Origin of the sequence: Streptomyces sp. NPDC006872, from assembly GCF_040635845.1 — a bacterium.
Taxonomy (GTDB): Bacteria; Actinomycetota; Actinomycetes; order Streptomycetales; family Streptomycetaceae; genus Streptomyces.
Window position 1 is genome coordinate 157,792 of sequence record NZ_JBEYIL010000015.1, and the last position, 22,216, is coordinate 180,007.

At 69.9% G+C, this 22,216-nt stretch carries 22 protein-coding genes; 4 read left to right on the forward strand and 18 right to left on the reverse strand.

Going from position 1 to position 22,216, the window contains the following annotated elements; genetic code table 11:
* Positions 1-48: 48 nt before the first annotated feature.
* The 3 genes from ABZ725_RS36645 to ABZ725_RS36655 form a co-directional block, all read right to left on the reverse strand.
* The gene (locus ABZ725_RS36645; RefSeq protein WP_358806725.1) at positions 49-1,632 is read right to left on the reverse strand and encodes a TROVE domain-containing protein; all 1,584 of its coding nucleotides are present in this window, start codon (positions 1,630-1,632) and stop codon (positions 49-51) included.
* Positions 1,633-2,139: 507 nt separating this feature from the next.
* Positions 2,140-3,597, reverse strand: a complete 1,458-nt coding sequence (locus tag ABZ725_RS36650; RefSeq protein ID WP_358806726.1) for an alkaline phosphatase PhoX — start codon at positions 3,595-3,597, stop codon at positions 2,140-2,142.
* 152 nt (positions 3,598-3,749) lie between these two features.
* Positions 3,750-5,186, reverse strand: a complete 1,437-nt coding sequence (locus ABZ725_RS36655) for a hypothetical protein (RefSeq protein WP_358806727.1) — start codon at positions 5,184-5,186, stop codon at positions 3,750-3,752.
* 384 nt (positions 5,187-5,570) lie between these two features.
* Between ABZ725_RS36655 and ABZ725_RS36660 the strand changes: the two genes are divergently transcribed.
* Positions 5,571-7,397 (forward strand): endonuclease/exonuclease/phosphatase family protein, encoded by a 1,827-nt coding sequence (locus tag ABZ725_RS36660; RefSeq protein ID WP_358806728.1) that lies wholly within the window; start codon positions 5,571-5,573, stop codon positions 7,395-7,397.
* Between the two features lie 94 nt (positions 7,398-7,491).
* Here the strand turns inward: ABZ725_RS36660 and ABZ725_RS36665 are convergent, their stop codons facing one another.
* Both ABZ725_RS36665 and ABZ725_RS36670 read right to left on the reverse strand, forming a co-directional pair.
* A complete protein-coding gene (locus ABZ725_RS36665) occupies positions 7,492-8,226 on the reverse strand; it encodes an SRPBCC domain-containing protein (protein ID WP_358806729.1) in 735 nt (244 codons plus the stop codon).
* 17 nt (positions 8,227-8,243) lie between these two features.
* Entirely contained in the window at positions 8,244-8,852 is a 609-nt protein-coding gene (locus tag ABZ725_RS36670; RefSeq protein ID WP_358806730.1) for a helix-turn-helix domain-containing protein, read from the reverse strand.
* 143 nt (positions 8,853-8,995) lie between these two features.
* On the opposite strand from ABZ725_RS36670, the gene dapA reads away from it, so the two are divergent.
* Positions 8,996-9,883, forward strand: coding sequence for a 4-hydroxy-tetrahydrodipicolinate synthase (dapA, locus tag ABZ725_RS36675; protein WP_358806731.1), 888 nt, complete (start codon positions 8,996-8,998; stop codon positions 9,881-9,883).
* 44 nt (positions 9,884-9,927) lie between these two features.
* Here the strand turns inward: dapA and ABZ725_RS36680 are convergent, their stop codons facing one another.
* The gene (locus tag ABZ725_RS36680) at positions 9,928-11,151 is read right to left on the reverse strand and encodes a WD40 repeat domain-containing protein (RefSeq protein ID WP_358806732.1); all 1,224 of its coding nucleotides are present in this window, start codon (positions 11,149-11,151) and stop codon (positions 9,928-9,930) included.
* Positions 11,148-11,705, reverse strand: a complete 558-nt coding sequence (locus ABZ725_RS36685) for a SigE family RNA polymerase sigma factor (protein ID WP_358806733.1) — start codon at positions 11,703-11,705, stop codon at positions 11,148-11,150. Before ABZ725_RS36685 ends, ABZ725_RS36680 begins: the two co-directional genes overlap by 4 nt.
* A gap of 151 nt (positions 11,706-11,856) precedes the next feature.
* Between ABZ725_RS36685 and ABZ725_RS36690 the strand changes: the two genes are divergently transcribed.
* Positions 11,857-12,360: a hypothetical protein gene (locus ABZ725_RS36690; RefSeq protein ID WP_358806734.1), complete on the forward strand. Its 504-nt coding sequence runs from the start codon at positions 11,857-11,859 to the stop codon at positions 12,358-12,360.
* A gap of 75 nt (positions 12,361-12,435) precedes the next feature.
* Here ABZ725_RS36690 and dapD read toward each other — a convergent pair whose 3' ends face one another.
* The 3 genes from dapD to ABZ725_RS36705 form a co-directional block, all read right to left on the reverse strand.
* Positions 12,436-13,425, reverse strand: coding sequence for a 2,3,4,5-tetrahydropyridine-2,6-dicarboxylate N-succinyltransferase (gene dapD / locus ABZ725_RS36695; protein WP_358806735.1), 990 nt, complete (start codon positions 13,423-13,425; stop codon positions 12,436-12,438).
* Positions 13,426-13,518: 93 nt separating this feature from the next.
* On the reverse strand, positions 13,519-14,055 hold the full coding sequence (locus tag ABZ725_RS36700; protein WP_358806736.1) for a TetR family transcriptional regulator: 537 nt from the start codon (positions 14,053-14,055) through the stop codon (positions 13,519-13,521).
* Positions 14,055-14,375, reverse strand: a complete 321-nt coding sequence (locus ABZ725_RS36705; RefSeq protein ID WP_358806737.1) for a multidrug efflux SMR transporter — start codon at positions 14,373-14,375, stop codon at positions 14,055-14,057. The genes ABZ725_RS36700 and ABZ725_RS36705 overlap by 1 nt, the downstream gene beginning before the upstream one ends.
* Before the next feature lie 374 nt (positions 14,376-14,749).
* Here ABZ725_RS36705 and ABZ725_RS36710 point away from each other — a divergent pair, with 374 nt between their 5' ends.
* A complete protein-coding gene (locus tag ABZ725_RS36710; RefSeq protein WP_358806738.1) occupies positions 14,750-15,469 on the forward strand; it encodes an AbfB domain-containing protein in 720 nt (239 codons plus the stop codon).
* Positions 15,470-15,550: 81 nt separating this feature from the next.
* On the opposite strand, the gene ABZ725_RS36715 is transcribed toward ABZ725_RS36710, so the two are convergent.
* Genes ABZ725_RS36715 through ABZ725_RS36750 form a run of 8 tightly spaced genes read right to left on the reverse strand, consistent with a single transcriptional unit; the run spans position 15,551 to position 22,114 of the window.
* Positions 15,551-15,883, reverse strand: coding sequence for a metal-sulfur cluster assembly factor (locus ABZ725_RS36715; protein WP_037743875.1), 333 nt, complete (start codon positions 15,881-15,883; stop codon positions 15,551-15,553).
* On the reverse strand, positions 15,880-16,347 hold the full coding sequence (gene sufU / locus ABZ725_RS36720; RefSeq protein WP_358806739.1) for a Fe-S cluster assembly sulfur transfer protein SufU: 468 nt from the start codon (positions 16,345-16,347) through the stop codon (positions 15,880-15,882). The genes ABZ725_RS36715 and sufU overlap by 4 nt, the downstream gene beginning before the upstream one ends.
* Positions 16,348-16,363: 16 nt before the next feature.
* Positions 16,364-17,620, reverse strand: coding sequence for a cysteine desulfurase (locus ABZ725_RS36725; RefSeq protein WP_351918926.1), 1,257 nt, complete (start codon positions 17,618-17,620; stop codon positions 16,364-16,366).
* The gene (gene sufC / locus ABZ725_RS36730) at positions 17,617-18,381 is read right to left on the reverse strand and encodes a Fe-S cluster assembly ATPase SufC (RefSeq protein WP_351918924.1); all 765 of its coding nucleotides are present in this window, start codon (positions 18,379-18,381) and stop codon (positions 17,617-17,619) included. Before sufC ends, ABZ725_RS36725 begins: the two co-directional genes overlap by 4 nt.
* A gap of 7 nt (positions 18,382-18,388) precedes the next feature.
* Positions 18,389-18,709 (reverse strand): bifunctional 3-phenylpropionate/cinnamic acid dioxygenase ferredoxin subunit, encoded by a 321-nt coding sequence (locus ABZ725_RS36735; RefSeq protein WP_358806740.1) that lies wholly within the window; start codon positions 18,707-18,709, stop codon positions 18,389-18,391.
* Complete coding sequence (gene sufD, locus ABZ725_RS36740; protein ID WP_358806741.1) at positions 18,709-19,893, reverse strand: Fe-S cluster assembly protein SufD; 1,185 nt, start codon at positions 19,891-19,893, stop codon at positions 18,709-18,711. Before sufD ends, ABZ725_RS36735 begins: the two co-directional genes overlap by 1 nt.
* A 56-nt stretch (positions 19,894-19,949) precedes the next feature.
* Positions 19,950-21,374, reverse strand: a complete 1,425-nt coding sequence (gene sufB / locus ABZ725_RS36745; RefSeq protein WP_358806742.1) for a Fe-S cluster assembly protein SufB — start codon at positions 21,372-21,374, stop codon at positions 19,950-19,952.
* A complete protein-coding gene (locus ABZ725_RS36750) occupies positions 21,371-22,114 on the reverse strand; it encodes a metalloregulator ArsR/SmtB family transcription factor (protein ID WP_358806743.1) in 744 nt (247 codons plus the stop codon). The genes sufB and ABZ725_RS36750 overlap by 4 nt, the downstream gene beginning before the upstream one ends.
* Positions 22,115-22,216: the final 102 nt, after the last annotated feature.

Here is a 22,216-nt window from a genome sequence, read left to right on the forward strand (position 1 = left end):
AGGCCGGCCCTGCCACCCGGCCCTGCCACCCGGCCCTGAGACCGGCCGTCAGGCAGCCCAGGGCCAGTCGGCGTTCCGGGCCGCTTCCAGCAGGGGCACCATCCGGAAAGCCGCGTCCGAGAGGCCGCCGAAGGTGTGGCGGTTGGCCTTTCCGGACGGACCGTGGCCCGCTCGGTAGCCGGCCAGGTTCCAGGTGTACACCGGGATGTGCGCCGGGATCTGCTCGGTCGGGTCGCCGTGGTGGTTGTAGGCGTACTGCTCGTCGGTGACGATCAGCACCCGGTCCTGGCCCCGGTAGTGCGCGCGGATCGCCGAGGTGGTGTCGGTGCCGCCCAGGTCTCCGAAGCGACCCAGGATCTTCAGCACCGACTCGCCCTTGTCGAACGTCAGGCGGCGGCTGTTGGTGCCGAACTCGACGAGGTCCGCGTCCGCCGCCCGCAGCGCGAGCGCCGTGCCGAAGATCGCCGCCGCGTCGGCCCGGTTGAGCTCCGAGCGGTCCGACAGCCGCGAGTAGAACATCGAGCCCGAGCGGTCGACGAGCACCAGCGTGCGGCCGGGCAGCGCGGGCACGTTGGCCAGCGAGTGGCCGAGCGCCTGCTCCAGCGGGTACGCCCAGCGCAGCGAGGGCGCGTGCTGGTAGGCGGCGAGGTACCGGAACGGGAACTGCCGCGAGCGCGCGACCTCCGCCGGGTCGCTGATCTTCGCCGCGACCCGTGCCGCGACCTCGTCGGACACCCCGGCCTGGTCGAAGTTGCGCAGGTTGCGGACCAGCGCCATCGCACCCATCGACGGAATCACCGCCTCCCAGGCCGCCTTGTCCATCGGGCCCTGCAGCCAGCCCGCCAGCGCCTCCCAGGTCATCCCGGCCGCCGCGAGCCGTTCGGCCCCGGCCGGCGAGGTGACCACCGCACGCCGGTCCTCGACGGGCAGCGCCATCAGCTCGCGGTGCGCGGTCAGGACCCGGTTCGAGGCGGGCGGCACGGCGGTGTCGGGGTTGTGCCGGCGGTCCAGGGCGTACTGGAACAGCTCGCCCTGCCACGGCTTGTCCGGGTCCGGCGCCGCGTGCACGAGGTTGAGGATGTCGCCGAAGCGGTAGCCCTTGGACGCGGTGTCGTACTTCAGCAGCGACTTGCCCCCGTACAGCCGTCGGACGGCGTCGGCGACGCCCCGCTTGACGGGCTTGGGGACGTTGCGGCCGTACACGCTCGTCCAGTAGGCGAGCAGCTCGCCGGGCTCGTCGGGCCGCTGCAGCACGGAGTCCACGACCTGCCGGTTCGACGGACCGTCGGTCGCGCCCGCGTCGAGGCGCGCCTTGACGTACTCGGCGGCGCCGACGACCGCGGCCGTACGGAGGTTGCCCGCGCCGCGCAGCCAGCCGAGCAGGCCGGCCGTCCAGGACGGGTCGCTGACGGCGAGCTCCCGCACGAGCTTCGCGAACCGGTCGTCGCGGTCGGCGCCGGACTCGTAGAAGGTCTTCTGGGAGACCAGGTTGGAGACGGCGAGCAGGAAGAGCTCGGAGCGCGCGTCCCGCTCGTGGCCGCGACCGCCCTGGTGGGTGCGGAGCACCCGGCCGGTGGTGGTCACGGGCGAGGTGGGCTGGGCCTTGGTCGCACGGACGTTGAAGCGAGCCATGATGAATTCCCCCGAATTCGTCGGACGACCTTTCGGTCGCGTTTCGGAGGGAGGCGCAGCAAAAGGAGGGTGCCCGAGGTCGAAGTCGACTGCGGTTGCTTATAACTGGCGCGTCTTCCGTTCCGCCACACCGCCCGAAGCGATGACGGGATTTGAACCCGCACGGGGATTCTCACCCCACCAGCTCCCGAAGTATCCGCCGCCTGCGCACCGGGCACCCACCATGTGCTGCGCCTCCCGAGATCAATTCGGCGGCGGCCTGGATTCTGTGAAAGAGAAGTAGCCGCAGCCTGCGCACCGGGAGGTGCATGAAGTTGTGGTGTCCAGAGTTCAGGTCGGCGGAACCGACATTAGGTGCTCTAACCCCTGAGCTACACCGGCGCGTTGTACCGGTGGCGGGACTCGAACCCGCGGCCGCCCCATTATCAGTGGAAGTAGGTCCTGCCTTCGCACCTGGACGTGCATCACTCTAGGAGGCGTGCCGCGGGACGGGCGAACGAATTAAATTCAGCCGCGCTTCTGCCGCTTCCAGGGGCCGGTGATGGCCAGCATGATTCCCGGGTCCTGGATGTTGGCGAACAGGGTGTGGCCGTCGGGGGAGAAGGTCACGCCGGTGAACTCGCTGTAAGCGGGCTCGTCCGCGGTGCCCATGTTCAGTTCGTTGCGGGCGATGGGGTAGGTGCGGCCGCTGTCGGTGGCGCCGAAGAGATGCTGAACGCCCTCGCCGTCCTCGGCGATGACAAGGCCGCCGTAGGGGGAGACGGTGATGTTGTCGGGGCCGTCGAAGGCGCCGTCGACGGACGGGTCGGGGTTCACGCCGAGCAGTACCTTCAGGGTCAGCGTGCGGCGCTTGGGGTCGTAGAACCAGACGGCGCCGTCGTGGTGGACGGGGCTCTCGTCACGGGCGTAGGAGGAGACGATGTAGGTGCCGCCGTCGCCCCACCACATGCCCTCCAGCTTGCGGGCGCGGGTGACCTGCCCGTCGGCGAACTGCTTGCGGACGGGCACCGACTTGGCGTCGCGGTCGGGGACGTCGATCCAGTCGACCCCGTACACCGTGCCGATCTTCGTGGCGCGGGAGAGGTCGTCGACGAACTTGCCGCCGGAGTCGAAGCACTTGAAGGCCTGCAGGACGCCGGCGTCGTCGGCGAGGGTGCGCAGCTTGCCGCGGCCGTGGTGGAAGCCGGCCGGCGGGGTCCAGCGGTAGAGCAGGCCGTTGGGGCCGGAGGCGTCCTCGGTGAGGTAGGCGTGGCCGCGCTTGGGGTCGATGACGACGGCCTCGTGCGCGTAGCGGCCCAGCGCCTTGATCGGCTTGGGGTTCCGGTTGGCGCGGCGGTCCTCGGGGTCGACCTCGAAGACGTAGCCGTGGTCCTTGGTCATGCCGTTCTGGCCGGCCTTGTCCTCGGTCTCCTCGCAGGTGAGCCAGGTGTCCCAAGGGGTGCTGCCGCCCGCGCAGTTGGTGGAGGTGCCGGCGATGCCGACCCACTCGGCGACCCGGTTGCCGGGGCGTACCTCGACGACCGTGCAGCCGCCGGAGGCCGCCGGGTCGTAGACGAGGCCCTCGGTGAGCGGGACGGGGTGCTTCCAGGCGGCGCGCGGGCCCTTCAGCTCGTGGTTGTTGACGAGCAGGGTCGCGCCGCGCGGGCCGCAGAAGGCGGCGGTGCCGTCGTGGTTGGACGGGGTGATCTCGCCGGACTCCAGCTTGGTCTTGCCGCTGTAGGTGACGATGCGGTATTCGAACCCGGCGGGCAGCGCGAGGATGCCGTCGGGGTCGGGGAGCAGCGGCCCGTAGCCGACCCCGTGGTGCCCGGTCGCCGACGCCTGCGAAGCGTCCGCGGTGTCTTCGACGTCCGTGGACGCGAGGGCGTTCGGCGCGGTGGCGAGGGCGCCGACGCTGCCCGCCAGCGCGACCCCGGCTCCGGTGATCGCGGAGGTTCTGGCGAAGTCCCTGCGGGTGAGCGACATGGTGTCTCCTGAGACGGTGGAAGTGCCGTGGAGGGTGGCGAACCTCGGTCCGGCGACACCGTCCCGCCCATGCCTGAACGGGAGTTGAACGGGGGGCGACTTCAGCGGACCCGCTTCCGTGAATCCGGTCCGGGGGCGCCCGCGGGAAGCCGTCAGCCCCCCTGCTGCGACCGCGCCTTGAACGCCGCCTTGCGCGCCTCCTTCGCGATGCGCTTGTCGGGGTGCAGACGGCCCATCGCCTCCAGGACGTCCGGCGTCGCCGGGTGATCGACGCGCCAGGCCGCCGCGAAAAAGCCGCTGTGCTGCTGGGCGAGCCCCTCGACGAGGGCCTGGAGTTCCTCGGAGTTGCCCTCGGCGGCGAGCTGGGCGGCCAGGGTGTCGATGGTGAGCCAGAAGACCAGGTCCTCGGAGGGGGCGGGTACGTCCGCCGCGCCGAGCTCGCTCAGCCACACGCGCGCGAGACCGCCGAGCTCGGCGTCGTCGAGGACCTCGCGCACGGCGGGTTCGGCCTGGGCGCCGACCAGCGAGAGGGCCTGCTGGCAGCGCAGGCGGCGCAGCGGTGCGCCAGGGTCCGAGCCGCGGGCGGCGGCCAGCAACTCCCGGGCGGCGGCGAGGGGCTCGCGGTGGGTGAGCCAGTGCTCGGTCTCGGCGAGCGCGGCGCGCGGGCCGTAGCCTGCGCTGCCGTCGAGGAGGGCGTCGGCGCCCTTGTCGGCGAGGTCGCCGACGGCCGGGGCGTCGAAGCCGGCCTCCAGCAGCCGGGCCCGCAGCCCGTAGAGGCCGAGCGGGGTGAGCCGGACCATGCCGTAGCGGGAGACGTCGGTCTCGTCGACCGGGGCGGCGGGCTCCGCGGCCCCGTCGTCGGGATCCGCCATCAGGGCCTCGTCGACGGGCTGGTAGACGACGAGGCCGATGGGCTCCAGGAGCCGGAACTGGTCGTCGAGCCGCATCATCGCGTCCGAGACCTGTTCCAGGACGTCGTTGGTGGGCTCGTCCATGTCACCGGGGATGATCATGGAGGCGGCGAGCGCGGGGAGCGGGACGGGGCCGTCGCCGGGGCCCTCCTCGTTGGCGGTCAGCAGGTAGAGGTTGCCGAGCACGCCGTCGAGGAACTCGGCCTCGGCCTCGGGGTTCCAGTCGAGCCGGGAGAAGTCGACCTGGCCACCCTCGTCCATCGCGTCCATCAGCTCGTCCAGGTCGGGGACGGCCGCGTCGGCGAGCACGGTCTCCAGGGCGCCGAGCCAGACGGCGAGGATGTCGTGCGGGGAGCCGCCGGTCAGCAGGGCCAGTTCCTCGCCGGTCGTGACGGTGCCGGCCTCCTCGTCGACGACCTCCACGAGCCCTGCGTCCACGGCGACCCGCCAGGCCTCGCTCGCGTGGCCGGCGGCGTCCTCCCCGGTCAGTCCGAGCGCGTCCGCGGCGGCCGCGAGCTGTTCCTCGACGAGGCCGCCGCCCGCGTCGACCCGGGTGTCGGGGCCGGCCCAGCGGGCGAGCAGGGCGGCTCGGGAGAGCAACGGCGTGGACAGCGCGTCGCGCGCCAGCTCCGCTTCGGGGTGCAGCCGCACCGGCGGCAGGGGGGAGCTGTCTGACATCGGCTGGTTCTCCTAGGGCGCGTGTGCCACCGGCCCGCTGGGCACTGGGCCCGCTGGGGCACTGGGCCACTCAGCCTAGACGGATATGGACCCATGCCGCCCGGTTCATCTACCCGTCGGGCTGCGTACATGGCTGAAACCTTGACAAGTGGACTGACCAGGCACGAGATTGACGCGCGTAGAAATTCACTGGACACCTGTTCACCGTATTTTCTGCTCGCGGTATTTTCTACGCGCGTCGCGCTCCGGTCACCGGTCGCGGCCCCTCGACCCCTGCACCACCCTCGTTCCACCCGGCTCCACCCAGCTGCACCTAGTTCCACCCTCGTTCCACCTCGTTCCACCCTCGTCCCGGCGCTCACGTACGTCCCCGGAGGGATTCCGTTGCCGAGCAACAAGTCCGCGCGTCTCGCCGCGCTCACCGTCGCCGCCGTCTGTTCCGCGGCCTCCACCGTCGCCCTCACCGCACCCGCGCACGCGGACACGGTGGCCGTTCACGACATCCAGGGCACGACCCGGATATCCCCGTACGCCGGCAAGGCGGTCACGGGTGTGGCCGGAATCGTCACCGGCGTGCGCACCTACGGCTCGTCCAAGGGGTTCTGGATCCAGGATCCGAACCCGGACGCCGACCCGGCCACCAGTGAGGGCGTCTTCGTCTTCACCGGCTCCGCCCCCAAGGTCGCCGTCGGCGACTCCGTCACGGTCACCGGCACGGTCTCGGAGTTCGTGCCGGGCGGCGCCTCGACCGGCAACCAGTCGATCACCGAGATCACCAAGCCGACGGTGACGGTGCTCTCCAGCGGCAACGCGGTCCCGGCCGCGACCGTCGTGAACGCGAAGTCGGTGCCGGCCGCGTACGCCCCGGCCGGCGACGCCGCCGCGAGCAACTCGGTCAACGGCCTCACCCTGGAGCCGAAGAAGTACGCCCTGGACTACTACGAGTCCCTCGAGGGCATGAACGTCCAGGTCGCCGACGCCCGTGTGGTCACCGCCACCGACCCGTACACCGAGCTGTGGGTCACGGTGAAGCCGCGCGAGAACACCACCCGCCGCGGTGGCACGCTGTACGGCTCCTACACCTCGCAGAACACCGGCCGGCTGCAGATCCAGTCGCTCGGCGCGACGGCGGACTTCCCCGTCGCGAACGTCGGCGACACCCTCACGGGCGTCACCGCGGGACCGCTCGACTACAACCAGTTCGGCGGTTACACGCTCGTCGCCAACACGATCGGCACGCTGAAGAGCGGCGGTCTGGAGCGGGAGACGACGCAGAAGCAGAAGAAGGGCGAGCTGGCGGTCGCGACGTACAACGTCGAGAACCTGGACCCGTCCGACGCCACGTTCGAGGAGCACGCCTCCGCGATCGTGAACAACCTGAAGTCGCCCGACATCGTGTCCCTGGAGGAGATCCAGGACGACAACGGCGCGACGAACGACGGCACGGTCGCCGCCGATGTGACGGTCGGCAAGCTGATCGACGCGATCGTGGCCGCGGGCGGCCCGAAGTACGACTGGCGCTCGATCGACCCGACGAACAACACCGACGGCGGCGAGCCGGGCGGGAACATCCGTCAGGTGTTCCTGTTCAACCCGCAGCGGGTCTCCTTCACCGACCGCGCGGGCGGCGACGCGACCACCGCCGTCGGCGTTGCCAAGGTGCACGGCAAGGCGCAGCTCACCGCGTCCCCCGGGCGGATCGACCCGGCGAACACGGCCTGGGCGAACAGCCGCAAGCCGCTGGCCGGCGAGTTCGTCTTCCGCGGCCGCACGGTCTTCGTGATCGCCAACCACTTCAACTCCAAGGGCGGCGACCAGGCACTGCACGCGCAGTACCAGCCCGTCGCGCGCAGCTCGGAGACCCAGCGCCACCAGCAGGCGACGCTGGTCAACGCGTTCGTCAAGGACATCCTCGCGGTGCAGAAGAACGCCGATGTCATCGCGCTCGGCGACATCAACGACTTCGAGTTCTCCGGCACCGCCCAGCTCCTGGAGGGCGACGGCGCACTGTGGTCGGCGATCAAGTCGCTGCCGAAGAGGGAGCGTTACACCTACGACTACCAGGGCAACCAGCAGGTCCTGGACCAGATTCTGATCAGCAAGTCGATCAAGCACGGCCGTGACTTCGAGTACGACAGCGTGCACATCAACTCGGAGTTCCACGACCAGATCAGCGACCACGACCCGCAGATCCTGCGCTTCGAGCCGTAGGTCCCGGTGCCGGATCCTGATCCGGCTTCGGCTTCGGCTTCGGCTTCGGCTTCGGCTTCGGCTTCGGCTTCGGCTTCGGCTTCGGCTTCGGCTGTCAACTGGGCTGGCTGAACACTCCGTTCAGCCAGCCCTGCCATGCGTCCTCGTTCGCCTTGCCGTCGGCGTCCGGCGCGAAGTCGTGGATGCTGACGCCGACCGGCGCGCCCCAGTGGTTGCGCCCGAAGACGCGGATCAGGGCGGTGTCGGTGCGCAGCCCGATGAAGTACGCGTTGCGGTAGTCGAGCACGGCGTCGAAGCCTTCCGGCCCGCTGACGCTCACCCGGTCGCCCACGCGCGCGTCGTCCGCGAGCCCGAGCGCCGGCCCCACGGCGGCGAAGGCGTCGGCCGCGGTGGATCCCGCGGGGCCGTCGAGCTGGGCGAAGGTCACCGGGCGGGGCGCGAAGTGGACGAGGTACTCGCGCAGGGTGTGCAGATAGAAGTCGGTGTGCTTGGCCGCGCCGTCGTACTGGTTGTCCCAGTCGTCGACGAAGATCCCGCTGTGCACGTACCGCACCCAGGCGCGGCGTCCGCCGTCCCGCGGCTCGACGACGTGTTCGAGCTGGTTCACGCTCTGGACCGAGAAGCCGACGTCCTCGCTGCGGACGGTGAGGTGGTGCGGCGGGTCCCAGGCGGTGACGGTCGAGCCGAAGGCCGCCGTGCCGCCCACCTTGGGCTCCGGGGCCTCCATCGGCCACAGATACCCGCCGGTGCCGTTCGTGATCGCCTCCCACACCTCCTCGGGCGTGGCGTCGACCTCGAACTCACGGACGATCTCGAATTCCTTGGACATGGTGACTCCTGTGCTGACTACTGGTCCAGTTCCGGGGTCGGCTGGTCCTTGACGGTGGGGTGTACGGCGACGACGATCCGGTGATCGCGGCCGCCCTCTGTGTCGGGGGCGTCGTACTTGCGGATGAGCGCGCCGACGCCCGCCGTCAACTCCTGGATGAAGGCGGCCCGTTCGGCTGCCGAGGCGAAGCGCACCTCGCCGTCGAGCGCATAGGTCGCCAGCCGCTTGTTGGCCTTGGTCGCGCCGGTGATCAGCGAGCCGACGTCCCGCACCAGGCGGGCGCCGAGCGCGAGCAGCCAGCGCGCGGAGAGCTGGTCGCGGAAGCGGTCCGGGTCCGGCTGCACCGCGGCGAGGGCCAGCGGCGAGATCACGTACGAGGCGGCGGTCGCCTGCATCAGCCGCTCGGTGACATTGCCCTTGCGGCGCTCGCCGGCGAGCTCGACCAGGCCGTGCCGCTCCAGCGCCTTGAGGTGGTAGTTCACCTTCTGCCGCGGCAGCCCGACCTTGCCGGCCAGCATCGCGGCCGACGCGGGCCCGGCCGCCAGCTCGGCGAGCAGCCTGGCCCGTATGGGGTCCAGGGAGACGGCTGCGGCCTCGGGGTCCTCGATCACGGTGACGTCCAACATGCGTCCACCGTCTCACCGAAAACTTTTTTTGTCCAGGAGGCTTGAGTTTTCGGCGAGAGATTGCAGAACTTACAGAGTCACTTATCAATACTTCGTAGAAAAATTAAGTAGAGCTTCACTGTGGCGCGGCCGAGACTACTCCCATGACGACAGACAGCCCCTTCGGCCGCACCCTCTGCGCGATGGTCACGCCCTTCACCGGCTCCGGCGCGCTCGACCTCGACGGAGCGCAGCGGCTCGCCGACCGGCTGGTGTCGGCCGGCTGCGACGGGCTGGTGCTCTCCGGGACGACGGGCGAGTCGCCGACCACCTCGGACGCCGAGAAGGCGGAACTGGTCGCGGCGGTACGGGAGTCGGTGGGCGACCGGGCGTCGATCGTGACGGGGGTGGGCACGTCCGACACCCGCCACACCCTCGAACTCGCCGCGGCCGCCGAGAAGGCGGGCGCGGACGGCGTCCTGGTGGTCAGCCCGTACTACAGCCGGCCCCCGCAGGACGCCCTGGAGGCGCATTTCCGGGAGGTCGCGGACGCCTCCGGGCTACCGGTGATGCTGTACGACATCCCCGGCCGCACCGGCACCCGGATCGAGCCGGAGACGGTGCTCCGGCTCGCCGAGCACCCCCGGATCGTCGCGGTCAAGGACTGTTCCTACGACTTCCTGGGCGCCCAAAAGGTGCTCGCCCGCACCGGGTTGGCGTACTACGCGGGCTGCGACGAGCACAACCTCGCGCTGTACGCGGTCGGCGGGGCGGGCTGTGTCAGCACGGTCGCGAACATCGTTCCGGACCGACTCCGCGCCGTCCTCGACGCGTTCGACGCGGGAGACACCGCCGAGGCCGCCCGGCTCCAGCAACGGGCCACCGAGCTCGTGGAGCTGGTGATGGCCTCGGGCCTGCCCGGCACCGTCACCGTCAAGGGGCTGCTGAACGACCTCGGTCTGCCGTCCGGTCCGGTCCGCGCGCCGCTGCGGCCCGCCGACCGGGACACGGTGGGCGGGCTGCGCGCGGCCTACGAACGTCTCGTGGCCTGACCGGCCCGGCCGCCGCTCACGGCCGGACCCCGGGCGAGGGCCAGTCAGCGGTCCGCAAAGATCGGCGTCCAGCGTCCGACGGTGTTGTCCTTGGGCGACCGGAAGTCGCTGAGCGGGACGACCTTGTCGCTGCCGAGCGTCACCAGCACCAGCCGATTGTGGAACTCGTCGCCGTCCGCCCCGACGTCCCAGGCGATGAGCGAGGAGTCGTCGGCCCAGGCGAGCAGTAGCTGGCCGCGCGTCTCGGTGAGCTTCTTGCCGGTCTTGGGGTCCAGGATCCAGGAGGACGACTTGTACTTCTCGGCCGCGAAGGGACCGGCGAGCTTCTTGCCGTCGGGCGAGAAGTAGGCGGCGCCGTCGACGTACCACTCCACGTACCGCCCGTCGGCGGGCGGGGCGACCTTCTTGCCCTGCCGGTCGTAGTACTGGTAGCCCGGCGCCATGGGCATGCCCGACCAGATGAGGCTGCCGTCCCTGGTGAAGACGAAGTCCTGGCGGCTGTTGAGGAAGTCGATCTCGCCGAGCTTATTTCCCGTCTTGAACTCGACCTCCCTCCAGGAGCCCTTCCCGGAGGCCACGTCGAAGACGTAGAACCCGGTGCGGGAGCCCTGCTGGACCTCGTACGAGTCCGTGGGGCCCGCCAGCTTGACCCGCAGGTCGGGGTTCTCGCCGTAGGTCGTCGCCACGAGTTCGCGGCCGTCGGGGGAGAACGCCAGCCCGCCCACGGCGTGGTCGACGGCGATCCACCGCTTGACCTCGCCGCTGGCCAGGTCGAGCAGGCCGATCCGGCTGACGGGCAGGTTCTGCTCCAGGACGGCGGCGGTCCGCAGGCCGGGGGCGACGGCGACCCACGACCACTTGGTGGTCTTCTCGTACTTCTGCGTCGTCGGGTTCAGCAGCCAATAGGTGCGCGTCGTGACCGACCACTGTGCCGACTGCGGGACGAGGGTCGTCGTGTAGTAGGCGGCCAGCGCCGTCCGCCCGGCGGCGATCAGGTCGCGCGGCGGCGACTGGTCCGGGTGGGCGCTGATCCTGGTGGGCGCCGGGACGTCGGCGGGGCGGACGTCGGTCGTGCCGGAGCCCTCCAGCGTGGGCACCGCCACGGCGACGACCACCACGGCGACGGCCGCGGCCGCCACGGTCGCGAACCTCCGGGTGCGGCGGCGCCGGCGCAGGGCGAGCACCCGGTCGGCGAGGCCGAGCCCGGTCGGCTGCTGTTCGTCGGCCTGCTCGCGCAGGGAGTCACGGACGAGTTCGTCGACGTTCACGGGCGCACCTCCGCGGGCGAGAAGTCGGGGGACGGCGCCTGCTCGGCGGCCGCCGGGCCGAGAGCGGCCAGTTCCGGTGCGAGGGAGCGCAGCCGGGCGAGGGAGCGGTGGGTCGTGGACCGCACGGTGCCCACGGAGCAGCCCAGGATCGCGGCCACCTCGGCCTCCGGCAGGTCCTCGAAGTAGCGGAGCACGAGCACGGTGCGCTGGCGCGCGGTCAGCCGGGACAGCGCCGCGCGCATCACCACGCGCAGTTCGGCGGCCGAGGACGCGTCCGGGCCGGCTCCGCCGTCCGGCGGCTCGGCGACGCTGACCTCGCGCCGGGGCCACTTCAGGCGCCAGCGGCTGATCTGCTGCCGGTAGAGGACCTGGCGTACATAGGCCTCGGGTTCGTCGATGCGGTGCCAGCGGCCGGCCGCCTTGGCCAGGGCGTTCTGGAGCAGGTCCTCGCCGGCGTGCCGGTCGCCGCCGCTGAGCAGGACGGCGGTTCTCAGCAGCGCCGACGACCTGCTGTCCACGAAGTGTCGGAAGCTCTCCAGCGCTTCGGCATCCATCGTCACCTTCACTCTTCCCCCGGGAGCGGACCTGGTGTCCGGCCCCTGTGTCCCTTGTGACGCGTGCGGCCCGCTCCCGCTATGCCTGCGCTCCACGGCGGCGCACAGAAAATTCCGGCGGGCACCGGTCCGGCTTCCGTACGGTGGCCGTATGAGTCGGCCCCTGCTCTATCTCGACGTCGACGGCCCCCTGAACCCGTACGCCGCCAAGCCCACCAAGCGGCCCGCGGGCTATACGACGATCAGGGCGTCCGTGGGCCGGGCGCGGCCGCTGCGGGTCTGGCTGAACCCCGAGCACGGCGCGGCCCTCCTGCGTCTCCCCTACGAGCTGTGCTGGGCCACGACCTGGATGGCCGAGGCCAACCGCTGGATCGCCCCGGTGATCGGTCTGCCCGAGCTGCCGTACGTCGACTTCGGCAAGGTGCTGTTCGCCCACCGGTCCGACGGCGTCCACTGGAAGACGCAGACGATCGTCGCCCACGCGGCGGGCCGCCCCTTCGCCTGGGTGGACGACGAACAGTCCCCCGCCGACACGACCTACGTCACCGCCCACCACCCGGCGCCGGCCCTCCTGCACCACGTGAGCCCCCGACTCGGCCTCCGCGACGAGGACTTCACGACCCTGACGGAGTTCGCGACGGGCCTGCCCGCATGAACCGGCCCCCATGGGGGCCGCATGCCGAAGCGCCCTTCCGCCGGCGGCGAGAGGGCGCTTCGGCATGCGGGTCGATCAGTTGTGGCTGTGCAGGATCTCGTTCAGGCCGCCCCACACCGCGTTGTTCGGGCGGGCCTCGACCGCGCCGGTGACCGAGTTGCGGCGGAAGAGGATGTTGGAGGCGCCGGAGAGCTCGCGGGCCTTGACGATCTGGCCGTCGGGCATGGTGACCCGGGTGCCCGCGGTGACGTAGAGGCCGGCCTCGACGACGCACTCGTCGCCCAGGGCGATGCCGACGCCCGCCTCGGCGCCGATGAGGCAGCGCTCGCCGATGGCGATGATGACGTTGCCGCCGCCGGACAGCGTGCCCATCGTGGAGGCGCCGCCGCCGATGTCCGAGCCGTCGCCGACGATGACGCCCGCGGAGATACGGCCCTCGACCATCGACGTGCCGAGCGTGCCGGCGTTGAAGTTGACGAAGCCCTCGTGCATGACCGTGGTGCCCTCGGCGAGGTGCGCGCCGAGCCGGACCCGGTCGGCGTCGGCGATCCGGACCCCCTTGGGGGCGACGTAGTCCGTCATCCGGGGGAACTTGTCGATGGAGGTGACCTGGAGGTGCAGGCCCTCGGCGCGGGCGTTCAGCCGGACCTTCTCGATGTCGTCGACGGCGACCGGGCCGAGCGAGGTCCAGGCGACGTTGGCGAGGTGGCCGAACATGCCGTCCAGGCTCTGCCCGTGCGGCTTCACGAGCCGGTGGGAGAGCAGGTGCAGCCGCAGGTAGACGTCGTGCGCGTCGAGCGGCTTGTCGTCGAGGGAGGCGATGACCGTGCGGACCGCGACGACCTCGACGCCCCGACGGGCGTCCGGACCGGTCGCCTTCGCCGCGCCCTCGCCGAGCAGCTCCACCGCTTTGTCCGCGGACAGCCGCTCGGTGCCGGACGGGCCGGGCTCCAGGGCGAGCGCGGGCGCGGGGAACCAGGTGTCGAGAACCGTGCCGTCGGCGGCGATCGTGGCGAGGCCGGCGGCCACGGCGCCGGTGGTGCGAGGAGCAGTCATATCGGTCATGAGGGCAACCTAACCGGCCGGGGGCCGCAGAGGCGAACCCGCACAGCGGTGTCTCAGCAAGCGGGCCGGCAACCCCTCCCACCTCGGGAGTTCCTACGGCATCAGCCGCGCCAACGCCTCCCGCGCGTACCCCTCGTCGTAGGGCACGTCCGTCAGCAGCACCTGCAGGCAGATGCCGTCCATCAGCGCGAGCAGCGCGCGTGCGGTGAGCGGGTCCGTACGGCGCACGAGGAGGGCGCTGAGGTCGTCGGCCCACTCGGCGGCGACGGGACGCAGCGCGGGGCGGCGCAGGGCGGCCAGGTAGAGCTCGTACTCCAGCTCGACGCCGGTGCGGTCGCCGGCCAGCCATTCGCCGAGCAGTCCGGCCAGTTCGGTGGGCAGGTCGACGCGTGCGTCCGCCAGCCCGCCGCGCGCCGCGACCACCTTGGCGAAGCCCTCGTTGGCCTGTCGCAGGGCGGCGATCATCAGCTCGTCGAGGGTGGCGAAGTGGTACGTGGTGGAGCCGAGCGGCACATCCGCCTCGGCGGCGACCGAGCGATGGCTGAGCCCGCTCAGGCCCTTCTCGCCGACGACCCGGATCGCCGCGTCGATGATCCGCTGCCGCCGTTCGGGGTCGTAGCGGCGGGCCATCAGTGCGCGCCCCCGAGGTTCAGTACCACCACTCCGCCGATGATCAGCAGGATGCCCGCGACCTTGGTGAGCGTCAGGGACTCGCCGAACAGGGCCAGGCCCAGGACGGCGATGGCCGCGGTGCCGGCCCCGGACCAGATGGCGTACGCGGTGCCGATCCCGACGCTCTTCAGGGTCTGGGCGAGGAGAAGGAAGGAGACGACGTAGCCGACGGCCGTCAGCAGCGAGGGCCAGAGCCTGCTGAAGCCTTCGCTGTACTTCATGGCGGTCGTCGCGGCCACCTCGGCGGCTATGGCGCCGGCGAGTGTCAGATATCCCATGCGTACGAGTGTACACAACGATGCGTACACCCGTACACATCGCTGGAGACATCGTCGTACACATCGGCACACACCCGATATCGCCCTTGTCCCAACTGGCCGCAGAGTCGAAAGCGTTATGGAAAGCGCTCCCCCAAACGGCTGAACGTGAGACACAGGTTCCACTACTGTTTCACCGTTCACATACCGGGCCATCGCAGCCGCGGCAGCCGCCAGAAGCGCCGCTGGAGGAACAGCGCATGCCAATAGACAAGTCCCGGCCGTCCCAGGAGCAGCCTTGGGAGAACGGCTGGGCCCCGGACAGTTCCCGGGCCCCCGGAACACGACGCCTTTGGTTGGCCGGCGGTCTCGCCGTGGCCACCATCGTGGCGTGCGTGACCGCAATCGCCTTGAACGACAAGCCTGTTGACGACGAGAAGGCCGCTGCCCGCGAGGGACAGACCCTGTCGGACGACGAGACGGCGGGCGGTCTGATCTCCTTCGCCACGCCCTCCGCGAGCGCGTCGTCGACGCCGACGGCGGGGAAGAGCGGCACGTCTGTGTCCGCGTCGCCGAAGACGTCGGCCTCGTCCTCGGCCTCGTCCTCGCCCAAGCCGCAGGGCAGTTCGACGCCGCACACCTCGGCCGCACCCTCCGCGTCACCGACGAAGAAGCCTGCCGACCCCAAGCCGACCTCCATCCGGCGCTCGGTCCGCTCGGTCAACTACCCCGACCGCTACTGGCATGTCAGCAACGGCGTGGTGAAGCTCGACGCGCCGCGCGGCTCGGAGTCCCGCGCGGACTCCACGTTCACCGTCGTCGCGGGCCTGACCGACAGCTCCTGCTACTCGTTCAGGACGTCCGACGGCGACTACCTGCGGCACCGCAACTTCATCCTGCGTTCCGAGCGCAACGACGGCTCCACCCTGTTCAAGCAGGACGCCACCTTCTGCTCCGTGCCGTCCTCGTACTCGGACGCCGTGATGCTGGAGTCGGTCAACTACCCCGGCCGCTTCCTGCGCCACCAGAACTTCGCGCTGCGCCTGGACCCGTACGGCTACAACACGAGCAACCGCTCGGACTTCTCGTTCCGCGTGGTGGCGGCCCTCGGCTGAGCCGAGCCGAACCCGCACACGGATGGGGCCCCCGGCGCACGCCGGGGGCCCCACTCATGTCACGTCTCTCAGATCACGTTCTCAGACGTTGAACCCGAGCGCGCGAAGCTGCTCGCGGCCGTCGTCCGTGATCTTGTCCGGACCCCACGGCGGCATCCAGACCCAGTTGATGCGCAGCTCGTTGACCAGGCCGTCGGTGGCGGACTTCGCCTGGTCCTCGATGACGTCGGTCAGCGGGCAGGCCGCCGAGGTCAGGGTCATGTCGATCGTCGCGATGTTCGCGTCGTCGATGTGGATGCCGTAGATCAGCCCGAGGTTGACGACGTCGATGCCCAGTTCGGGGTCGACGACGTCGTACAGCGCCTCGCGGAGTTCTTCCTCCGAGGCCGGCTTCATCTCAACGGTCTCGCTCATGCGGTGTTCCTTTCGGCGTCGGCTCCGCCCAGGGCCTGGGCCGTCGCGTCCTTCCATGCCATCCAGCTGAGGAGGGCGCACTTGACCCGGGCCGGGTACTTGGAGACGCCGGCGAACGCGACCGCGTCCTCCAGCACCTCCTCCATCGCGTCGTCGGGCTCGATCCTGCCCTTGGACTGCATCAGCTCCAGGAAGGTCTCCTGGATCTTCTGCGCCTCGGCCAGGCTCTTGCCGACCAGGAGTTCGTTCAGCACGGACGCGCTCGCCTGGCTGATCGAGCAGCCCTGGCCCTCGTACGAGACGTCCTCGATCTTCGTGCCGTCGTACTTCACGCGCAGGGTGATCTCGTCACCGCAGGTCGGGTTGACGTGGTGCACCTCGGCGTCGCCATCCCGCAAGCCCCGCCCGTGCGGGTGCTTGTAGTGGTCCAGGATGACTTCCTGGTACATCGAATCCAGCTTCACGATCTCAGCCAGCCCCTCAGCCGAAGAAGTTCCGTACGTGCTCCAGACCGTCGACCAGAGCATCGATCTCGGCCGGTGTGGAGTACAGATAGAACGACGCTCGCGTGGTCGCGGGAATTCCGTAGCGCAGGCAGACGGGTCGCGCGCAGTGGTGTCCCACCCGGACCGCGATGCCCTGCTCGTCCAGGACCTGGCCCACGTCGTGCGGGTGGATGTCGCCGAGCGTGAAGGAGATCGCCGCGCCCCGGTCCTCGGCCGTGGTCGGGCCGATGATCCGCAGGTCGGGGACCTCGGCCAGCCGCTTCACCGCGTACTCGGTGAGCGCGTGCTCGTGCGCGAGGATCTTGTCCATGCCGATCGCGGACAGGTAGTCGATGGCCGCGCCCAGTCCGACCGCCTGCGCGATCGGCGGGGTGCCCGCCTCGAACTTGTGGGGAGCGGGGGCGTAGGTCGAGGAGTGCATCGACACGGTCTCGATCATCTCGCCGCCGCCGAGGAACGGCGGCAGGTCCTCGAGCAGCTCCTGACGGCCCCAGAGGACGCCGATGCCGGTCGGGCCGCACATCTTGTGGCCGGTGAAGGCCACGAAGTCGGCCTGCAGGGCCTGCACGTCCATCGGCATGTGCGGAGCGGCCTGCGAGGCGTCGATGCAGACCAGCGCGCCGACCTCCTGCGCACGGCGGACTATCGCCTCGACCGGGTTCACGGTGCCGAGGATGTTCGACACCAGCACGAAGGAGACGATCTTCGTCTTCTCGGTGATGATCTCGTCGATGTTCGACAGGTCGAGCCGACCGTCGTCGGTCAGGCCGAACCACTTCAGCTTCGCGCCCGTGCGCTGCGACAGCAGCTGCCACGGCACGATGTTGGAGTGGTGCTCCATCTCCGTGATGACGATCTCGGTCTCGTGGTCGACGCGGTAGGGCTCGTCGGCCCAGCCGAGCATGTTCGCCACGAGGTTGAGCGATTCGGAGGCGTTCTTGGTGAAGATCACCTCGTCGCGGCTGGGCGCGTTGATGAACGCGGCGACCTTGTCCCGCGCGCCCTCGTACAGCGCCGTGGCCTCCTCGGCGAGCACATGCACACCGCGGTGGACGTTGGCGTTGTAGCGCTCGTAGTACTCGTTCAGGGCGTCCAGCACCTGGCGCGGCTTCTGCGAGGTCGCCGCGTTGTCCAGGTACACGAGCTTCGCGCCGTCGTGGACCTGGCGGTCCAGGATGGGGAAGTCCTTGCGGATCGCCTCTGTGTCGAGGAGGCCCGGCAGCTGTGTCACTCGGATGCGCCACCCTTCGTGTAAGCCTCGTAGCCCTCGTTCTCCAGCTTGTCCGCGAGCTCGGCGCCGCCGGACTCGACGATGCGGCCGCCGGAGAAGACGTGGACGTAGTCGGGCTTGATGTAGCGCAGGATGCGCGTGTAGTGCGTGATCAGCAGGGTGCCGACCTCGCCGGTCTCGCGGACGCGGTTGACGCCCTCGGAGACGATGCGAAGGGCGTCGACGTCCAGACCGGAGTCCGTCTCGTCGAGGATCGCGACCTTCGGCCTGAGCAGCTCCAGCTGAAGGATCTCGTGGCGCTTCTTCTCGCCGCCGGAGAAGCCCTCGTTGACGTTGCGCTCGGCGAAGGCGGGGTCCATGTTGAGGCGCTGCATGGCCTCCTTGACCTCCTTCACCCAGGTGCGGAGCTTGGGGGCCTCGCCGCGGATGGCGGTGGCGGAGGTGCGCAGGAAGTTCGACACGGAGACACCGGGAACCTCGACCGGGTACTGCATCGCCAGGAACAGGCCCGCGCGGGCGCGCTCGTCGACGGACATCTCCAGGACGTCCTCGCCGTCGAGCAGCACGGTGCCGCCGGTGATCGTGTACTTCGGGTGGCCCGCGAGCGAGTAGGCGAGCGTCGACTTGCCGGAGCCGTTCGGGCCCATGATGGCGTGCGTCTCGCCCTGCTTCACGGTGAGGTCGACGCCCTTGAGGATCTCCTTCGTGGCGTTGTCGGCCTCGACGGTGACGTGCAGGTCGTGGATTTCAAGCGTTGCCATGGGTTCCTCAGGACTCCTGGGTGAGGGAGACGAGCACGTCGTCCCCTTCGATCTTTACGGGGTAAACGGGTACGGGGCGCGTCGCGGGAAGGCCGGACGGCTTGCCGGTGCGCAGGTCGAAGCTGGAGCCGTGCAGCCAGCACTCGATCTGGCAGTCCTCCACCTCGCCCTCCGAGAGCGAGACGTTCGCGTGGGAGCAGATGTCGTGAATGGCGAACACCTCCCCCTCGGTACGGACGACCGAGACCGGCGTGCCGTCGAGTTCCACCCGCTTCGGGGTGCCCTCCTCCAGCTCGCTGAGTCCGCAGGCGCGTACGAAGGCGGCCATCAGACGGTGGCCTCCAGCTCGGTCTCGATCTTGGCGAGCAGGCGCTCCTCGATGTCGTCGACGCCGATCTGCTGGACCAGCTCGGCGAAGAAGCCGCGGACCACCAGGCGTCGGGCGTCGTCGGCCGGGATGCCGCGGGCCATCAGGTAGAAGAGCTGCTCGTCGTCGAAGCGGCCGGTGGCGCTCGCGTGCCCCGCGCCGACGATCTCGCCGGTCTCGATCTCCAGGTTCGGCACGGAGTCGACGCGGGCGCCGTCGGTCAGCACCAGGTTGCGGTTCATCTCGTAGGTGTCCGTGCCCTCGGCCTTGGCCTCGATGAGCACATCGCCGATCCACACCGCGTGGGCGCCCTCGCCCTGGAGCGCGCCCTTGTACATGACGTTGGACTTGCAGTGCGGGGTGTTGTGATCGACCAGGAGGCGGTGCTCCTGGTGCTGACCGGCGTCGGTGAAGTACAGGCCGAAGAGCTCGGCCTCGCCACCGGTGCCCGCGTAGGTGACACGCGGGTGCAGGCGGACGACGTCGCCGCCGAAGGTGACCACGAACGACTTGAAGGTGGCGTCGCGGCCGATCAGCGCGTTGTGCTGCGCCACGTGCACGGCCTTGTCGTCCCAGTCCTGGACGGAGACGACGGTCAGCTTGGCGCCGTCGCCCAGGAGGTAGTCGACGCCCGCGGCGAGCACGGCGTCACCGGTGTGGTCGATGATGACGACGGCCTCGGCGAAGGCGCCCAGCTCGATGACCTGGTGGCCGTAGGAGACCCCGCCCTCGCCGTGCACGGCGATGCGGATCGGCTCGGTGAGCACGGTCTCCTTGGGGACGGTGATCACACCGGCCTTCTCGAACGCGGAGTACGCCTGGGCGGCGACGCGGTCCACCGGGGCGCCGGCCCTGCCGAGGCGCGGGTCGGCACGGTCCACGAGCTCGACGGTGACGCCCTCGGGGGCCTCGACGGCGACCTTGACGCCCTCGCCGACCGCGACGGCGGTGCCGTCGTGCAACCCGCGCAGCCGCTCCAGCGGGGTGAACCGCCACTCCTCCTCGCGGCCGTGCGGGACCGGGAAGTCCGCCACGTCGAAGGACGGGGGCGCGCTCATGCGCGTGGCGACGGTCGACTCGGCGGCCACCGCGATCGATCCGGCGGTGGTGGAGGACCCCACCGTGGAGTTCTGAGCCTCAGCCATGGCTGTCGTAGTGCTCGCTTTCTGAAGTCAAGAAATGTGCTGGCCGAAGGGCGGGGTCAGCCGACCGCGCCTTCCATCTGCAGCTCGATCAGCCGGTTGAGCTCCAGCGCGTACTCCATCGGCAGCTCCTTCGCGATGGGCTCGACGAAGCCGCGCACGATCATCGCCATCGCCTCGAACTCGCTCAGACCACGGCTCATCAGGTAGAAGAGCTGGTCCTCGGAGACCTTGGAGACGGTCGCCTCGTGGCCCATGGACACGTCGTCCTCACGGACGTCCACGTAGGGGTACGTGTCGGAGCGGGAGATGGTGTCGACGAGCAGCGCGTCGCACAGCACGTTCGACTTGGAGCCGTGGGCGCCCTCGCCGATCTCGACGAGACCGCGGTAGGAGGTACGGCCGCCGCCGCGCGCCACGGACTTCGACACGATGTTGGAGGAGGTGTTCGGCGCCATGTGGACCATCTTGGAGCCGGCGTCCTGGTGCTGGCCCTCGCCCGCGAAGGCGATGGAGAGGGTCTCGCCCTTGGCGTGCTCGCCCATCAGGTAGACGGCCGGGTACTTCATCGTCACCTTGGAGCCGATGTTGCCGTCGATCCACTCCATGGTCGCGCCCTCGTACGCCACGGCGCGCTTGGTGACCAGGTTGTAGACGTTGTTCGACCAGTTCTGGATGGTCGTGTAACGGCAGCGGGCGTTCTTCTTGACGATGATCTCGACCACGGCGCTGTGCAGCGAGTCCGACTTGTAGATCGGGGCCGTACAACCCTCGACGTAGTGCACGTACGCGCCCTCGTCGACGATGATCAGGGTCCGCTCGAACTGGCCCATGTTCTCCGTGTTGATACGGAAGTAGGCCTGCAGCGGGATCTCGACGTGCACGCCCTTCGGCACGTAGATGAAGGAGCCGCCCGACCACACCGCGGTGTTCAGCGACGCGAACTTGTTGTCGCCGACCGGGATGACGGTGCCGAAGTACTCCTTGAAGAGCTCCGGGTGCTCCTTCAGCGCGGTGTCGGTGTCCAGGAAGATGACGCCCTGCTCCTCCAGGTCCTCGCGGATCTGGTGGTAGACGACCTCGGACTCGTACTGGGCAGCGACGCCCGCGACGAGGCGCTGCTTCTCCGCCTCGGGGATGCCGAGCTTGTCGTACGTGTTCTTGATGTCCTCGGGCAGGTCCTCCCAGGACTCCGCCTGCTTCTCCGTGGAGCGCACGAAGTACTTGATGTTGTCGAAGTCGATGCCCGAGAGGTCGGAGCCCCAGTTGGGCATGGGCTTCTTCTCGAAGAGCCGAAGGCCCTTGAGGCGGAGCTTCGTCATCCACTCGGGCTCGGACTTCTTCGATGAGATGTCCTTGACGACATCGTCGTTGATGCCGCGCTTGGCAGAGGCACCGGCCACGTCGGAGTCGGCCCAGCCATATTCGTAGTTGCCCAGACCCTCGAGCTCGGGGTGGGCAGTCTCCTCGATGGGGAGCGTCATGCGGGGTTCCTCCCGGCGGTACTTGCAGATGCGTGGTGAGTGGCTGTGGAAACTTTGGGGATGAACGTCGTGCAGACGCCGTCGCCGTGGGCGATGGTCGCCAGTCGCTGGACGTGGGTGCCGAGCAGCTGGGAGAAGATCTCGGTCTCCGCCTCACAGAGCTGCGGGAACTTTTCCGCGACATGGGCGACGGGGCAGTGGTGCTGGCACAGCTGCTCGCCGACCGGTGCGCTGCGCGCCGTAGCAGCGTACCCGTCCGCGCTCAGGGCCTTGGCCAGGGCTTCGGTGCGCTCCTCGGGGGCGGCGGCCTCGATCGCCTTGCGGTACTCGGCGGCCTGTTCGGCGATCCGCGCGCGGGCGAAGGCGACGACCGCCTCCTCCCCGCCGAGCCGCTCCTGGATCCAGCGCAGGGCGTCGGCCGCGAGCGTGTCGTAGGACTGGTCGAAGGCGTCGCGGCCGCAGTCGGTGAGCACGAAGACCTTGGCCGGGCGGCCGCGGGTCCGCGCTCCGTACACCCGCTGCTCGCGGGCCTCCACGACGTCGTCGGCGACCAGCGCGTCGAGGTGGCGGCGGACGGCGGCCGGGGTGAGGCCCAGTCGTCCGGCCAGTTCGGTCACCGTCGACGGGCCGTGGTCCAGGATGGACCGCGCGACCCGGTTGCGCGTCGAGCGCTCTCCGGTCGCGAGCTCCTCCTGGGGGGTCCCTGTACGGGTCTCCCGAGCCTCGCCGACGTTTTTCACAACACCATTGTTGCTTAATTCCTCAGAGGCAGGCAAGCCGCGCCCGGACGACCGGGCGGTGCCCTGCGTCACTTAGGCATACCTAATCTGACCTGCACAAAC

Coding starts and splice junctions, on each gene's coding strand:
- ABZ725_RS36735 (WP_358806740.1), bottom strand. CDS start 18,709: ATGGCCGCCTTCGTACGCGCCTGCGGACTCAGCGAGCTGGAGGAGGGC.
- ABZ725_RS36665 (WP_358806729.1), bottom strand. CDS start 8,226: ATGTCCAAGGAATTCGAGATCGTCCGTGAGTTCGAGGTCGACGCCACG.
- ABZ725_RS36705 (WP_358806737.1), bottom strand. CDS start 14,375: ATGGGATATCTGACACTCGCCGGCGCCATAGCCGCCGAGGTGGCCGCG.
- sufC (WP_351918924.1), bottom strand. CDS start 18,381: ATGGCAACGCTTGAAATCCACGACCTGCACGTCACCGTCGAGGCCGAC.
- sufB (WP_358806742.1), bottom strand. CDS start 21,374: ATGACGCTCCCCATCGAGGAGACTGCCCACCCCGAGCTCGAGGGTCTG.
- dapD (WP_358806735.1), bottom strand. CDS start 13,425: ATGACCGATATGACTGCTCCTCGCACCACCGGCGCCGTGGCCGCCGGC.
- ABZ725_RS36700 (WP_358806736.1), bottom strand. CDS start 14,055: ATGGCCCGCCGCTACGACCCCGAACGGCGGCAGCGGATCATCGACGCG.
- ABZ725_RS36650 (WP_358806726.1), bottom strand. CDS start 3,597: ATGTCGCTCACCCGCAGGGACTTCGCCAGAACCTCCGCGATCACCGGA.
- sufD (WP_358806741.1), bottom strand. CDS start 19,893: ATGGCTGAGGCTCAGAACTCCACGGTGGGGTCCTCCACCACCGCCGGA.
- ABZ725_RS36715 (WP_037743875.1), bottom strand. CDS start 15,883: ATGAGCGAGACCGTTGAGATGAAGCCGGCCTCGGAGGAAGAACTCCGC.
- ABZ725_RS36670 (WP_358806730.1), bottom strand. CDS start 8,852: ATGTTGGACGTCACCGTGATCGAGGACCCCGAGGCCGCAGCCGTCTCC.
- ABZ725_RS36690 (WP_358806734.1), top strand. CDS start 11,857: ATGAGTCGGCCCCTGCTCTATCTCGACGTCGACGGCCCCCTGAACCCG.
- ABZ725_RS36685 (WP_358806733.1), bottom strand. CDS start 11,705: ATGGATGCCGAAGCGCTGGAGAGCTTCCGACACTTCGTGGACAGCAGG.
- ABZ725_RS36655 (WP_358806727.1), bottom strand. CDS start 5,186: ATGTCAGACAGCTCCCCCCTGCCGCCGGTGCGGCTGCACCCCGAAGCG.
- ABZ725_RS36645 (WP_358806725.1), bottom strand. CDS start 1,632: ATGGCTCGCTTCAACGTCCGTGCGACCAAGGCCCAGCCCACCTCGCCC.
- dapA (WP_358806731.1), top strand. CDS start 8,996: ATGACGACAGACAGCCCCTTCGGCCGCACCCTCTGCGCGATGGTCACG.